General features: G+C 71.3%; 14 protein-coding genes and 1 tRNA gene. 14 read left to right on the forward strand and 1 reads right to left on the reverse strand.

From position 1 onward, the window contains the following. Positions 1 to 15: 15 nt before the first annotated feature. Positions 16 to 1,122: a chorismate-binding protein gene (locus tag KCQ71_RS06140; protein ID WP_223403901.1), complete on the forward strand. Its 1,107-nt coding sequence runs from the start codon at positions 16 to 18 to the stop codon at positions 1,120 to 1,122. A 16-nt stretch (positions 1,123 to 1,138) separates the two neighbouring features. On the opposite strand, the gene KCQ71_RS06145 is transcribed toward KCQ71_RS06140, so the two are convergent. Then, the gene (locus KCQ71_RS06145; RefSeq protein WP_223403903.1) at positions 1,139 to 1,873 is read right to left on the reverse strand and encodes a methyltransferase domain-containing protein; all 735 of its coding nucleotides are present in this window, start codon (positions 1,871 to 1,873) and stop codon (positions 1,139 to 1,141) included. A 140-nt stretch (positions 1,874 to 2,013) separates the two neighbouring features. Here KCQ71_RS06145 and KCQ71_RS06150 point away from each other — a divergent pair. From KCQ71_RS06150 to pdxT, 13 genes are all read left to right on the forward strand, one after another. Beyond that, a tRNA-Val gene (locus tag KCQ71_RS06150) sits at positions 2,014 to 2,085 on the forward strand. Positions 2,086 to 2,226: 141 nt separating this feature from the next. Next, positions 2,227 to 3,273, forward strand: coding sequence for an alpha/beta hydrolase (locus tag KCQ71_RS06155; RefSeq protein WP_223403905.1), 1,047 nt, complete (start codon positions 2,227 to 2,229; stop codon positions 3,271 to 3,273). An 82-nt stretch (positions 3,274 to 3,355) separates the two neighbouring features. Beyond that, on the forward strand, positions 3,356 to 3,517 hold the full coding sequence (locus tag KCQ71_RS06160; protein ID WP_223403907.1) for a hypothetical protein: 162 nt from the start codon (positions 3,356 to 3,358) through the stop codon (positions 3,515 to 3,517). A gap of 104 nt (positions 3,518 to 3,621) precedes the next feature. Further along, complete coding sequence (gene thrS / locus KCQ71_RS06165) at positions 3,622 to 5,652, forward strand: threonine--tRNA ligase (protein WP_249422599.1); 2,031 nt, start codon at positions 3,622 to 3,624, stop codon at positions 5,650 to 5,652. A 1-nt stretch (position 5,653) separates the two neighbouring features. Then, complete coding sequence (locus KCQ71_RS06170; RefSeq protein WP_223403909.1) at positions 5,654 to 6,214, forward strand: HIT family protein; 561 nt, start codon at positions 5,654 to 5,656, stop codon at positions 6,212 to 6,214. Then, the gene (gene pgsA / locus KCQ71_RS06175; protein WP_223403912.1) at positions 6,201 to 6,875 is read left to right on the forward strand and encodes a phosphatidylinositol phosphate synthase; all 675 of its coding nucleotides are present in this window, start codon (positions 6,201 to 6,203) and stop codon (positions 6,873 to 6,875) included. The genes KCQ71_RS06170 and pgsA overlap by 14 nt, the downstream gene beginning before the upstream one ends. Then, complete coding sequence (locus KCQ71_RS06180) at positions 6,872 to 7,852, forward strand: phosphatidylinositol mannoside acyltransferase (RefSeq protein ID WP_308116611.1); 981 nt, start codon at positions 6,872 to 6,874, stop codon at positions 7,850 to 7,852. The genes pgsA and KCQ71_RS06180 overlap by 4 nt, the downstream gene beginning before the upstream one ends. After that, the gene (locus KCQ71_RS06185; protein ID WP_223403914.1) at positions 7,849 to 9,012 is read left to right on the forward strand and encodes a glycosyltransferase family 4 protein; all 1,164 of its coding nucleotides are present in this window, start codon (positions 7,849 to 7,851) and stop codon (positions 9,010 to 9,012) included. The genes KCQ71_RS06180 and KCQ71_RS06185 overlap by 4 nt, the downstream gene beginning before the upstream one ends. Beyond that, positions 9,009 to 9,599 carry a LemA family protein gene (locus KCQ71_RS06190; RefSeq protein WP_223403916.1) on the forward strand — a complete coding sequence of 197 codons (591 nt, stop codon included), beginning with the start codon at positions 9,009 to 9,011 and terminating at the stop codon, positions 9,597 to 9,599. Before KCQ71_RS06185 ends, KCQ71_RS06190 begins: the two co-directional genes overlap by 4 nt. Before the next feature lie 10 nt (positions 9,600 to 9,609). Beyond that, positions 9,610 to 10,905 carry a PrsW family intramembrane metalloprotease gene (locus KCQ71_RS06195; protein ID WP_223403918.1) on the forward strand — a complete coding sequence of 432 codons (1,296 nt, stop codon included), beginning with the start codon at positions 9,610 to 9,612 and terminating at the stop codon, positions 10,903 to 10,905. Positions 10,906 to 10,966: 61 nt separating this feature from the next. Continuing rightward, positions 10,967 to 11,905 carry a pyridoxal 5'-phosphate synthase lyase subunit PdxS gene (gene pdxS, locus KCQ71_RS06200; RefSeq protein WP_223403920.1) on the forward strand — a complete coding sequence of 313 codons (939 nt, stop codon included), beginning with the start codon at positions 10,967 to 10,969 and terminating at the stop codon, positions 11,903 to 11,905. Continuing rightward, positions 11,902 to 12,432 (forward strand): NUDIX hydrolase, encoded by a 531-nt coding sequence (locus tag KCQ71_RS06205; protein ID WP_223403922.1) that lies wholly within the window; start codon positions 11,902 to 11,904, stop codon positions 12,430 to 12,432. The genes pdxS and KCQ71_RS06205 overlap by 4 nt, the downstream gene beginning before the upstream one ends. Further along, positions 12,429 to 13,079: a pyridoxal 5'-phosphate synthase glutaminase subunit PdxT gene (pdxT, locus tag KCQ71_RS06210; protein WP_223403924.1), complete on the forward strand. Its 651-nt coding sequence runs from the start codon at positions 12,429 to 12,431 to the stop codon at positions 13,077 to 13,079. The genes KCQ71_RS06205 and pdxT overlap by 4 nt, the downstream gene beginning before the upstream one ends. Positions 13,080 to 13,099: the final 20 nt, after the last annotated feature.

Consider the following 13,099-nt stretch of genomic DNA (forward strand, 5'->3'; position numbering starts at 1 on the left):
GGGTAGCGTGTGACCGTGACCACAACGCCTCCGGGGCCTCATCGAGCACGGGCCTGGTTCCGTGGCGTCCGCGCCCGAGAGGTGATCGACTACGCCGACCTGGCCCGCGAGCCCGAGGCCCTGGACGACGGTGGTTGGTGGGTGGTGGTGGCCGAGTTCGACGGGCCGCTGCATGCGTGGCGGTTCGCCGAGGTGCACCACACCGGCGCCGCGGACGCCGTGGTGCGCGACGCGCAGCCGTGGCACGGTCCGGCGCCGGAGCAGTGGCGCAGCACCATGTCGCGCGAGGAGTACATCTCGGCCGTCGAGGCGGTCCGGGCCGCCGTTGTCGAGGGCGAGGTCTACCAGGCGAACATCTGCCGGGTGCTGTCAGCGCCCCTGGCCGGGCCGTCGCAGGCCGCACTGCCCGACGGCGGTGGCTGGCGTCCCGACGCGGCCGCCCTCGCGGTGCGGCTCGCCACGGGCAACCCCGCGCCGTACGCGGCGCTCGTCGACGTGCCGGCCGGTCCGGACTGGCCGGGGAGCTGGGTGGTGAGCGCGTCCCCGGAACTCTCGGTGCGCGTGCGCGATGGGTATGTCATGTCCGGGCCGATCAAGGGCACCGCGGTCACCGCCGACGGGCTCGGCGCGAAGGACCGCGCGGAGAACGTGATGATCACCGACCTGGTCCGCAACGACCTCGCGCGCGTGTGTCTGCCCGGCACGGTGGAGGTCACCGATCTGCTCGCCACCGAGGAACACCCGGGCCTGGTGCACCTGGTCTCCAGGGTCCGGGGCAAGCTGGCCCCAGGGCCCGGCGGCGGGGTGGACTGGGCGGCCTTGCTCGGGGCGACGCACCCGCCCGGTTCGGTCTCCGGTGCGCCCAAGTCCTCGGCGCTGCGCCTGATCGGTGAGCTCGAGCCGACGGCTCGGGGGCCGTACTGCGGCCAGATCGGCTGGCTGGACGCGGACGCAGGCGAGGCCCGGCTCGCGGTCGGGATCCGGACGTTCTGGTGGGCTGAGGCCGTGCTCAGGTTCGGCACCGGCGCCGGGATCACCTGGGGCAGCGATGCCGCGGCCGAGTGGGAAGAGACCGAACTCAAGGCCCGCCGGCTCGTCGGACTGGCATCCACGTCGCGGTAGATGCGGGTCGCGGCCGTCAGCCCACCTTCTCGAAGACGGCGACCTGGCTCGCGCTGGTGGACGTGAACGGAGCTCGATCCCAACCGGCCCAGCGGTCGCGTAGACGCAGGCCGGCAAGCCTGGCCATGAGGACCAGTTCCGAAGGCCAGACGTAGCGGTACGGCGCCGCGTGCTTGACCAAGCGTCCCGCCATCTCCATCCAGTGATGGGACCAGGCCACCTGCCCGACCAGATCGTCGTAGGTCTCGATGCCCACATGGTCGCGGTCGAGTGTGAACACCCGGCCCGGCGCGCCCGGCGGAACAGCCGCGGGCTGGGGAACGACCACCTCCACCACGAAGCACCCGTCGGGACCGAGGTGCGCCGCCGCGTTGGCGAAGACCGCCACCTGGTCCTCCTGGGTCGTGACGTTCATGATGGCGTTCGCAACCAGGTACACGAGCGTGAAACTGCCCGCGACCCGGGTGGTCGTCATGTCACCGATGCTGACCCGCACCGCCTCTGCGCCCGGTTTGGCGCGCAGCCGTCCGGCGATGTCCTCGGACAGTTCGATCCCCTCCACGGGGATTCCGCGTGCGCTCCGCGGGAGCGCCACCCGGCCGGTTCCGACCGCGAACTCGAGCGCCCTGCCATCGGCTGCCAGGTCAACGAGAGCATCCGCGATCGGGTCAACCACGGTCGGGTCGGCTTCGCCCGCGTAGACGGCGTCGTAGATCTCGGCGAGTTCCCTCGGCCAGGCCACGTAGCCCATGCCAGCAAGTCTCGCGCGACCTGGACGTGAGCACCATGGTTTACCACGACCGGCATCCCCGACGGGCGTGGCGTTTGGCCCTCCCGGGCGCTGCTAGTATCGTTCCTCGTCAGCCGCACCGCTCGAAGAGCGTGTGGCATGGGCGATTGGCTCAGTGGTAGAGCGCCTCGTTCACACCGAGGAGGTCACTGGTTCGAACCCAGTATCGCCCACATCCGAGGCCCTGATCTGCGAGAACGCAGGTCAGGGCCTTCTTCGTACCGTCCGGCGGAACGGCCCCGGCGGTCCGCGGTTGCTCGCTAACCTGAGCGCGAGACCGGCGAGGTGGCCGGCCCGACGTGGAAGGCCACACGATGACGATCTTCGAGGGCATCAGCGCTGAGTCCGTCCAGACGCCCCGGCTGCGCGCCAACGTGTTGCGGCGGCCCGCGACGTCGGCCACGCGCCGCACGGTGGTGTTCGTCCACGGCAACGTGTCCTCGTCCCTGTTCTGGCAGCCCCTGATGTTGGCCCTGCCCGCGGATCTGGATGCCTACGCGATCGACCTGCGCGGGTTCGGCGACTCCGAGACGTTGCCCGTCGACGCCACGCGCGGCCTGCGGGACTTCAGCGACGACGTCCACGGCGTGATCGAGGCGCTCGGCCTCGGCGACGGGGTGGACCTGGTCGGGTGGAGCATGGGTGCCGGGGTGGTGCTGCAGTACGCCCTCGACCACCCGGTGCGCACGCTCACCCTGCAGGCTCCGGTCTCGCCCTTCGGCTTCGGCGGCACCCGGGGCACGGGCGGCGAGCGCATCACACCCGACGACGCCGGTGTCGGCGCCGGTGGCGCGAATCCCGACTTCGTGGCCCGCCTCGAGGCCGGAGACACCAGCGATGAGGCGCCGACCTCGCCGCGCTCGGTGTATCGCTCGTCCTACGTGGCCGCCGGCTTCGTGTCCGAGCACGAGGACGTCTGGGTCACCTCGATGCTCACCACGAGGACCGGACCGGACAATTATCCGGGGGAATCGGTCGCCTCGCAGAACTGGCCGGGGTTCGCCGCCGGCACCCGCGGCGTGCTGAACACGATGGCCCCGAAGTACTTCGACGCGTCCGGTATCGTCGACCTCGGGACCAAGCCGCCGATCCTGTGGGTGCACGGCAGCGCGGACGCGATCGTGGGCGACGCGTCGTTCTTCGACATCAACCAGCTCGGTGCGGCGGGCGTGATCCCCGGCTGGCCGGGCGCGGACGTGGCCCCGCCCAGCCCGATGGTCGCCCAGACCCGCGCCGTGCTGGACGCCTACACGGCGGCGGGCGGCGCCTACCGCGAGGTGCTGTTCGAGGGCGCCGGGCACTCGCCGCACCTCGAGCGCCAGGCCGAGTTCCTCAAGGCCCTGTCCGAGCACCTCGCGTGAGCCAGGACAGCGCGCCGCCCGGGTGTCAGTACCCCGGCGGCGTAATCTGAGCGTCTGCGGACGCCGCCGGCGAGGAGCACCCATGGGCATCGACGACATCATCAGCAAGGCCAGGGCCGAGGCCGGCCCGGCGGGCATCGAGGCTCTCTCGGGGCAGATCGCCGAGCAGATCAAGGACCACACGCCCGAGGAGATCGACGAGATCACCGGCCAGGCAGCGGCGAAGGCCAAGGAACTGAGCTGAGCGTCTCGGAGTCCGTCCGCGGACCGACCGGCCACCCGGTGGTGCGCGGCGAATCGGGCCGGGCGGACTCGCTACGATCGAGGCGTCAGTTCATCGCCTCACCCATGCCCGCTTGGAGCCACACCGTGCCCGACCTGAACCTGCTCATCGATGGTGTCGAACGCTCTGTCGAGGTCGGCACCACGGCGAGCGACCTGTACGCCGAGCAGCGCGACGTCGTCGCCGTCCGGGTGGACGGCGAACTACGGGACCTGGCGGTCGCGCTCGACGGTGTGTCCGCCGTCGAGGCCGTGACGATCGACAGCCCGGACGGGCTGAGCATCCTGCGGCACTCCGCCGCGCACGTGCTGGCCCAGGCGGTGCAGCAGGTGAACCCGGACGCCAAGCTCGGCATCGGCCCGCCGATCACCGACGGCTTCTACTACGACTTCGACGTGGAGGAGCCGTTCACCCCCGAGACCCTCAAGGCGCTCGAGAAGGCCATGCAGCGGATCATCAAGGAGGGCCAGACCTTCCGCCGTCGGGTGGTCAGCGATGACGAGGCGCGCGCCGAGCTCGCCGCCGAGCCGTACAAGCTCGAGCTGATCGGTCTGAAGGGCTCCGGTGCGGACGCGTCCGCGGCCGCCGAAGGTGCCGGCGCCGAGGTCGGTGCGGGCGAACTGACGATCTACGACAACCTGCGTCGAGACGGTGCGACTGCGTGGAAGGACCTCTGCCGCGGCCCGCACCTGCCCTCCACCCGGCTGATCGGGAACGGCTTCTCCCTGATGCGCAGCGCGGCCGCGTACTGGCGCGGCAGCGAGAAGAACCCGCAGCTCCAGCGCATCTACGGGACCGCGTGGCCCACCAAGGACGAGCTCGTCGCCTACAAGGAACGTCTCGCCGAGGCCGAGCGCCGCGACCACCGCAAGCTGGGCGCCGAGATGGACCTGTTCTCGTTCCCCGAGGAGGTCGGCTCCGGGCTCCCGGTGTTCCACCCCAAGGGCGCGACGATCCGGATGGAGATGGAGGACTACTCGCGCCGCCGGCACATCGAGGCCGGGTACTCCTTCGTGAACACCCCGCACATCACCAAGGCGAAGCTGTTCCAGACCTCCAGGCACCTGGACTGGTACGCCGAGGGGATGTATCCGCCGATGCACCTGGACGAGGTGCGCGACGCGGACGGTGAGGTGACCCGGGCCGGTCAGGACTACTACCTGAAGCCGATGAACTGCCCCATGCACAACCTCGTGTTCAGCGCCCGCGGCCGCTCCTACCGTGAGCTGCCGCTGCGGCTGTTCGAGTTCGGGCACGTGTACCGGTATGAGAAGTCCGGCGTGGTGCACGGACTGACCCGCGCCCGTGGGTTCACGCAGGACGATGCACACATCTACACCACCCGCGAGCAGATGCGCGACGAGCTCGCCTCGCTGCTGTCCTTCGTGCTCGACCTGCTCAAGGACTACGGCCTGGACGACTTCTACCTGGAGCTGTCCACCCGGGACCCGGAGAAGTCCGTCGGGGACGAGGCCACCTGGGACGAGGCGACCCGCGTCCTCGAGGAGGTCGCCACCTCATCCGGGCTCGAACTCGTGCCGGACCCGGGCGGCGCCGCGTTCTACGGACCGAAGATCTCGGTGCAGGCCAAGGACGCGATCGGGCGCACCTGGCAGTTGTCCACGATCCAGCTCGACTTCTTCGAGCCGGACCTGTTCGAGCTCGAGTACACCGCGAGCGACGGCAGCCGGCAGCGGCCCGTGATGATCCACCGCGCCCTGTTCGGTTCCATCGAGCGGTTCTTCGGGGTGCTCCTGGAGCACTACGCCGGCGCCTTCCCCCCGTGGCTCGCCCCCGTTCAGGTGGTCGCGGTCCCGGTGGCGGAACCGTTCAACGACTACCTGGCCGACGTCGTCGCCCAACTGCGCGCCGCCGGCGTGCGCGCCGAGGTGGACACCGGCGACGACCGGTTCAACAAGAAGATCCGCACCGCCACCAAGGACAAGGTGCCGTTCGTCCTGATCGCCGGAGGTGAGGACGCCGAAGCCGGTGCGGTCTCGTTCCGGTACCGGGACGGCACCCAGCGCAACGGGGTGCCCGTGCCGGAGGCGATCTCGCTGATCACCGACGCGATCCGGCAGCGGGTCCAGGTCTGACGTGGCACCAGACGTCGAGGACGCCGGCGCCCACCCGGGCGAGCCGGACGGCTACCAGCGGCTCTGGACGCCACACCGGATGGCCTACATCGGTGGGGAGTCCAAGCCGGCCTCCGACGCCGCCCGGGACTGCCCGTTCTGTGCGGCGCCCGGGCGCGCCGACGACGAGGCCCTGATCGTCCACCGCGGCGAGACCGGCTACGTGCTGTTGAACCTGTACCCGTACAACTCCGGGCACCTGCTGGTCTGCCCGTACCGGCACGTCGCCGATCTGGTGGACCTGACCACGGCCGAGCGGCACGAGCTGGACGACCTCGTGGTGGCCTCGATCCACGCGCTCACCACGGCCAAGCGCCCGGACGGCTTCAACCTCGGCATGAACCAGGGGTCCGCCGCCGGCGCCGGGGTGGCCGCGCACGCGCACCAGCACGTCGTGCCCCGCTGGTCCGGGGACGCCAACTTCCTTCCGATCGTGGGCCGCACGAAGGCACTCCCGGAACTTCTCGCGGACACCCGCGCCGAGCTCGCAGCCGCCTGGGGGAGTTCCGATGGTCCTCGGTAGCCGGGGCCGCGGCTTCAGCTCGGTCGTGTTCGGGCCGGTCGCCCGGCTGCTGGTCCGCCTGCACGTCAGCCCGGACGCGGTGACCGTCGCGGGCACCGCGGCCGTCTCCGCCGCCGCCCTGGTCCTGTTCCCGCAGGGGTACCTGGTGGCCGGTGCGCTGGTGACCGGGATCCTCGTGCTCACCGACTCCGTCGACGGGCTGATGGCCCGTGAGATCGGGCGGACCAGCCAGTTCGGTGCCTACCTCGACTCGACGATGGACCGGATCTCGGACTCGGCGATCTTCGCCGGCCTGGTCCTGTACTTCGTGAACGCGCCCGACGGCGACTGGCGGATGGCCGGCCTCATCGCAGCCCTCGCGTGCCTGATCCTGGGCAGCCTGGTGTCCTACGCCCGGGCCCGCGCGGAGGGCTTGGACTTCACGGCCAAGGTCGGGCTCGCCGAACGCGCGGACCGGCTCATCGTCGCCCTCGCGGCGACCCTCGCCGTCGGGCTCGGCGCCCCGACCGCAGTGCTCGTCCTCGCGCTCTGCCTGCTCGCCCTGGCCAGCCTGTACACGGTCGGCCAACGCACCGCGACGGTCTACCGGCAGGCAGAGGCACGGGACGCGGCGCAGCGGGACACCACCGCGGGCCGCGACGGGGGAGGCGCACAGCCATGATGCGACCGGACCCCGCCAAGGCGTTCCAGATCGCGTGGAAGGTCGTCGGGAAGATGCCCCGATCCATGGCTCGCGGCATCTTCGACGTGATCGCGCTCGGTGCGCATGCCGCCCGGATCGGCGGGGTGCGTCAGCTCGAGGCGAACCTCGCCCGGGTGCGGCCCGAGGCCGACGCCCGGGAGCTGCGCCGACTGTCCCGCGCCGGGATGCGTTCGTACATGCGGTACTACTGCGAGTCGTTCCAGCTGCCATCGATGACGGCAGCGGAGCGGGATGCCCGGGTGCGGGCCATCGGTGCCGACAGGGTCCGGGAGCACGTGCAAGGTGGGGGCTCGGTGGTGATGGCCCTCGGCCACGCCGGCAACTGGGACCTCGCCGGCGCCTGGGCGCAGGAGCACGTCGGCCGGGTGGTGACCGTTGCGGAGAAGCTCGAGCCGGAGGAGCTGTTCCGGGAGTTCCTCGCGTTCCGGGAGGGCCTGGGCATGGTCATCGTGCCCTACGAGCGCGGCTCCGGGGTGTTCCGGCGGCTGATCTCCGAGGCCCGCGACCCGGCCCTGATCCCGCTGCTGGCGGACCGGGACCTGTCCCGGTCCGGCGTGGAGGTGCTCCTCGGTGACGTCCCGATGCGGGTGGCGCCGGGCCCCGCGGCCCTGGCGATGGCCTCCCGGTCGGCGCTGTCCCCGGTCTTCATCCACTACGAGCGACTGTCCGGTGCCCGCAGGCGGGCCGCGCGGAGCCCATGGGGCATCGTGATCGAGTTCTGCGAATTCGTCGACCTACCCGACGGCGGTGCGCGCCAAGGCTCCGGTGGTGCGGCCCGGGAGGAGCGCACCCAGCTGCTCACGCAGCTCTGGTTCGACATCTGGGCGGCGCGGGTGCGAGCGCACCCGGAGGACTGGCACATGCTGCAGAAGGTCTTCACGGCGGACCTCGACCCGGAGCGGCTTGCCCGCGCGAGCGCGGAGCAGGCCCCATGAGGATCGGCCTGGTCTGCCCGTACTCCTTCGACGCGCCGGGCGGTGTGCAGTTCCACATCCGCGACCTCGCCGGGAAGTTCCTCGAACTCGGCCACGAGGTGTCCGTCCTGGCGCCCGCGGACGAGGACACGCCGGTCCCGGACTACCTCGTCTCCGTCGGCGGGGCGTTGCCGGTCCGGTACAACGGCTCGGTGGCCCGACTGTCGTTCGGGCCCGTGGTCGCGGCGAAGACCCGGTCCTGGCTGACGGGAGGGAACTTCGACGTGGTGCACATCCACGAGCCGCTCGCGCCGTCGGTGGGACTGATCGCGCTGATGCAGTCCGAGGCCCCGGTGGTCGCCACCTTCCACAGCGCCCAGCTCCGCTCCCGGGCGATGCAGCTCGGGTACCCGCTGGCACGGCCCGGGCTGGAGCGGATCAGTGCCCGGATCGCGGTGTCCGAGGACGCGCGGCGCACCATCGTCGAGCACATGGGTGGCGACGCCGTCGTCATCCCGAACGGCGTGTACACGCAGGTCTTCGCCACAGCCGAACCCGCCGACCGGTGGCGCGGCACGCCGCAGGCACCGACCATCGCCTTCCTCGGCCGGCTCGACGAGCCCCGCAAGGGCCTGGCGGTCCTCGCCGCTGCCGCGCCGGCGATCCTGGATGCCCATCCCGGTGCCCGCTTCCTGATCGCCGGCAAGGGGGACATGTCCGAAGCCAGGGAACTGCTCGGGGACCGGGCCGGAGCCCTCGAGGAACTCGGCCCGATCACGGACGAGGAGAAGGCGTCCATGCTCGCCGCCACCGACCTCTACGTGGCGCCACAGCTCGGTGGGGAGAGCTTCGGCATCGTGCTCGTCGAGGCCATGAGCGCCGGTGCCTCGGTGGTGGCCAGCGACCTGCCCGCGTTCCGCCGGGTCCTCGACGACGGCGGCTCAGGCTTCCTGTTCACCACGGGTGACCCGGACTCGCTGGCGAGCACCGTCATCGGTGCCCTGGCCGACCCCGCGGAGATGCAGCGACGACGTGCCTACGCACGCACCGCCGTCGGGCGTTTCGACTGGGACCGCGTGGCGGCCAGGATCCTCGACGTGTACGCGATGGTGACCGAGCACGAGACCGCGGAACCGCGCTCGCTCCTGGGCCGCCTGTTCCGGCGGGGTGAGGAACGATGAGCGGCGCCGAGATCACCCTGGTCGTCATCGCCGCTGTGGCGCTGGCCGGATTCCTGCTCTGGCGGATCGCCCAGCGGCTCGACCGGCTGCACCAGCGCGAGCTCTCCTCGCGCGCCACCCTGGACGCCCAGCTGGTACGACGCGCCGAGGCCGCCGCCGCCCTGGCCGAGTCGGGAATCCTCGACGCAGCCAGCGCCCTGATCGTCGGTGACGCCGCGTGGCGTGCCGCCGTGGAGGCGCGGCGCCTCGTCGGCGACGACACCGGCGATCCCGCCAGCACCGACGACGCCCGCGGCCAGGCCGAGAGCGAACTGACCCAGGCTCTGCGCGCCGCCCTCGGTGGCGCGCAGGACCAGGCGCACCTCGCCGCGGAGCCCGGCGGCGAGGAGCTGCTCGAGCGGCTCGCCCAGGCGAACTACCGGGTCCAGCTGGCCCGCCGGTTCCACAACGATGCCGTGGTCCAGATCATCGGTATGCGGGACACCACGCTGGTGCGGACGTTCCATCTGGCCGGCCGGGCGAAACTGCCCCAGACCTTCGAGATGGACGACGCGCTCACCGTCCAGGTGGGCAGCGCCAGGCCCTAAGGTTGGGGCCATGTCGAACCAGTACGGCTACCCGAGTGGCCCGAGCGGGACCGGCCCGCCGGCCCAGCAGCCGCAACGGCAGGCCTACCCGACGGCGTACCGTCCGGGCGGGTTCGCGCCGTCGCCGGCGGACTGGGGCACCATGAACGCCGCGGTGGCGCCGCCGCCGAACACGACCGGCCCGATCGAGCAGGTCTGGGCGCCGGGTCAGCGGCGCAGCAACCGGCACCTGTTCAACGTGATCGGATACGCCCTCGGGGCCGTGACGCTGGTCATCGCCCTCATCATCATCATGTACCAGACCGGCGTCGGGAAGACCACGGCGGCGTTCTTCCTTGCGCTCATCCCGCTCACGATCGTGCTGCTCGGGGTGCGCTGGCTGGACCGGTGGGAGCCGGAGCCGAAGGGGATGCTGGTCCTCGCGCTGCTCTGGGGCGCCGGGGTGTCGGTGCTCAGCGCGCTGCTCATCAACACCGCGATCATCCAGTGGATCTACGAACAGACCCTCGACCCGCAGGGGGCCAACACCCTCGGCGCGGTGGTGGTCGCCCCGGTGGTCGAGGAACTGGTCAAGGGCATCGGTGTGCTGCTGATCTTCCTGTTCCGGCGGCAGCACTTCGACGGACCGGTCGACGGCGTCGTGTACGCCGCGACCGTGGCTGCCGGGTTCGCGTTCACCGAGAACATCCTGTACTTCTCCCAGAACGCGGACGCGGTCTGGACAGTCTTCGTGCTCCGCGGCATCTTCTCGCCGTTCGCGCACGCCCTGTTCACCTCCTGCGTGGGTATCGCACTCGGGATGGCGGCCCGCTCGAGCCGGGCCAGCGTCGTCGTGTTCGCGTTCCCGGTGGGTCTCGTCGGCGCGATGGGCCTGCACGCCCTCTGGAACGGCAGCGCCAGCCTCGGCAACAACTTCGTGCTGCTCTACCTGGTGATCCAGGTGCCGCTGTTCATCGCCACCGTCGTGCTGCTGGCCTGGCTGCGAAGACAGGAGGCCGACGTCATCCGGGCCCGGCTCTCCGAGTACGCCCAGGCGGGGTGGTTCGCGCCGCACGAGGTCGAGATGCTCTCCTCGCTGCGGATGCGCGGGCAGGCCAGGAGCTGGGCGGACGGGTACGGCGAGCGGGCCAAGGAGGCGATGCGCTCGTTCCAGCGCGACGCGACCTCGCTGGCGTACCTGCGCCAGCGCGTCCTCACCGGACGCGCGGACCTGCGTGCCTCGCAGAGTGAGCACGAGCTGCTCAACATGGTCCAGCGCGACCGGCACGTGTTCACCACCAACGCCCGCGGCGTCGGTCCCGCCTGAGCCGGTCCGCGGACTAAACTGGTGGCTCACGCCCCCGCCCAACCTTCGATCAGAGGTCACCGTGTCCGAGCAGTCCCAGTCAGCGCAGTCCGAGCCCACCGAGCCCACCGGCGCGGCCCCAGAGGTCGGCACCGCCCGCGTGAAGCGCGGCATGGCGGAGATGCTCAAGGGCGGCGTCATCATGGACGTGGTGACCGCCGACCAGGCGAAGATCGCCGAGGACGCCGGCGCGGTCGCCGTGATGGCCCTCGAGCGGGTCCCGGCGGACATCCGCGCCCAGGGCGGCGTGTCCCGGATGAGCGACCCGGACATGATCGACTCGATCATCGAGACCGTGTCCATCCCGGTGATGGCCAAGGCCCGGATCGGCCACTTCGTCGAGGCGCAGGTGCTGCAGAGCCTCGGCGTGGACTACATCGACGAGTCCGAGGTGCTCACCCCGGCGGACTACTCCCACCACATCGACAAGTGGCAGTTCACCGTCCCGTTCGTGTGCGGCGCCACCAACCTCGGCGAGGCGCTGCGCCGAATCACCGAGGGCGCGGCGATGATCCGCTCCAAGGGTGAGGCCGGCACCGGCGACGTCTCCAACGCGACCACCCACATGCGCACCATCCGCGACGAGATCCGCCGCCTGACCTCGCTGCCCGAGGACGAGCTGTACCTGGCCGCGAAGGAGCTGCAGGCGCCGTACGAGCTCGTCAAGGAGGTCGCCACGAACGGCAAGCTGCCCGTCGTGGTGTTCACCGCCGGCGGCATCGCCACCCCCGCGGACGCCGCGATGATGATGCAGCTCGGCGCCGAGGGCGTGTTCGTCGGCTCCGGCATCTTCAAGTCCGGCAACCCCGAGCAGCGCGCCGCGGCCATCGTCAAGGCCACCACGTTCTACGACGACCCCGACGTCATTGCGAAGGTCTCCCGCGGGCTGGGCGAGGCGATGGTGGGTATCAACGTCGACGACATCCCGGTGCCGCACCGCCTTGCCGAGCGCGGTTGGTGAACGACCTCGGCCCGGAGTGGCGTGTCGGCCCTGACGGCCGGTACTTCCGCAAGGCGGCCCGCGTGCTCCTGCTGGACCACGCGGACCGGCTGCTGCTCGTGCGCGGTCACGACGTCGACCAGCCCGAGCGGTCCTGGTGGTTCACCGTCGGCGGCGGGATCGACGCGGGGGAGACCTCCCGCGAGGCGGCCGTCCGTGAGGTCGTCGAGGAGACCGGGCTGAGCGTGGACCCCGAGGCCCTGGTCGGCCCGGTGCTGACGCGCTCGGCGATCTTCGACTTCTTCGCGCGGGACGTCCGGCAGGACGAGGAGTTCTTCGTGGCCCGGATCTCCTCGCCCGGGGAACTGAGCGAGGCGGGCTGGACCGAGATCGAGCGGGACTTCGTCGACGAGATGCGGTGGTGGGACCTGGACGCCCTGGCGGAGGTCACCGTGGAGGTCTTCCCGGCTGAACTTGTCGAGGTGACCCGCTCGCTGCTCGACGGGTGGGACGGGACCGTCCGGCACCTGGGCGAGGTGTCCGAGTGAGCGGCCCCCTGATCGGTGTCCTGGCGCTGCAGGGGGACGTCCGAGAGCACACCCACGCCCTCCGGGCGAGCGGCGCCGAGGTGGTGCCGGTGCGCCGGCTGAGTGAGCTCGCCGCCGTCGAGGGCCTGGTCATCCCCGGCGGGGAGTCGACCACCATGGACCGGCTCCTGAAGGTCTTCGAACTGTACGAGCCGTTGCGCGCGCGGATCGCCGACGGGCTGCCGGTGTACGGCTCCTGCGCCGGGATGATCCTGCTCGCCGACAGGATCCTGGACGGCGCCGGTGGGCAGGCCACGGTCGGCGGCCTCGACATGACGGTGCGGCGGAACGCGTTCGGCCGGCAGGTCGATTCCTTCGAGGAGGACCTGGACGCACCGCTGCTCGGGGCCGGGGAAGGAGACGCGCCGTTGCACGCCATCTTCATCCGGGCGCCGTGGGTCGAGGAGGTCGGCCCGGGCGTCGAGGTCCTGGCCACGGTGAGGTCGGGGCCCGCGGCGGGTAGGATCGTCGCCGTACGCCAGGGGGTGCTGATGGCCACGGCCTTCCACCCGGAGATCGGATCGGACCATCGAGTCCACCGGGCCTTCGTCGACCTGGTGCTCGCGAACCGCCGACGCGAGGAGTCTGCCGCGGCGGCGGACCTGTAAGCAGCACGGGTAAGAGAAGA

Origin of the sequence: Occultella gossypii, from assembly GCF_019947135.1 — a bacterium.
Classification (GTDB): Bacteria; Actinomycetota; Actinomycetes; order Actinomycetales; family Beutenbergiaceae; genus Occultella; species Occultella gossypii.

What these genes read in the sequence shown, in the direction of transcription:
- KCQ71_RS06145 (WP_223403903.1), bottom strand. Translation starts at nt 1,873, where the DNA reads ATGGGCTACGTGGCCTGGCCGAGGGAACTCGCCGAGATCTACGACGCC.
- KCQ71_RS06195 (WP_223403918.1), top strand. Translation starts at nt 9,610, where the DNA reads ATGTCGAACCAGTACGGCTACCCGAGTGGCCCGAGCGGGACCGGCCCG.
- KCQ71_RS06160 (WP_223403907.1), top strand. Translation starts at nt 3,356, where the DNA reads ATGGGCATCGACGACATCATCAGCAAGGCCAGGGCCGAGGCCGGCCCG.
- pgsA (WP_223403912.1), top strand. Translation starts at nt 6,201, where the DNA reads ATGGTCCTCGGTAGCCGGGGCCGCGGCTTCAGCTCGGTCGTGTTCGGG.
- KCQ71_RS06155 (WP_223403905.1), top strand. Translation starts at nt 2,227, where the DNA reads ATGACGATCTTCGAGGGCATCAGCGCTGAGTCCGTCCAGACGCCCCGG.
- thrS (WP_249422599.1), top strand. Translation starts at nt 3,622, where the DNA reads ATGCCCGCTTGGAGCCACACCGTGCCCGACCTGAACCTGCTCATCGAT.
- KCQ71_RS06185 (WP_223403914.1), top strand. Translation starts at nt 7,849, where the DNA reads ATGAGGATCGGCCTGGTCTGCCCGTACTCCTTCGACGCGCCGGGCGGT.
- KCQ71_RS06190 (WP_223403916.1), top strand. Translation starts at nt 9,009, where the DNA reads ATGAGCGGCGCCGAGATCACCCTGGTCGTCATCGCCGCTGTGGCGCTG.
- KCQ71_RS06180 (WP_308116611.1), top strand. Translation starts at nt 6,872, where the DNA reads ATGATGCGACCGGACCCCGCCAAGGCGTTCCAGATCGCGTGGAAGGTC.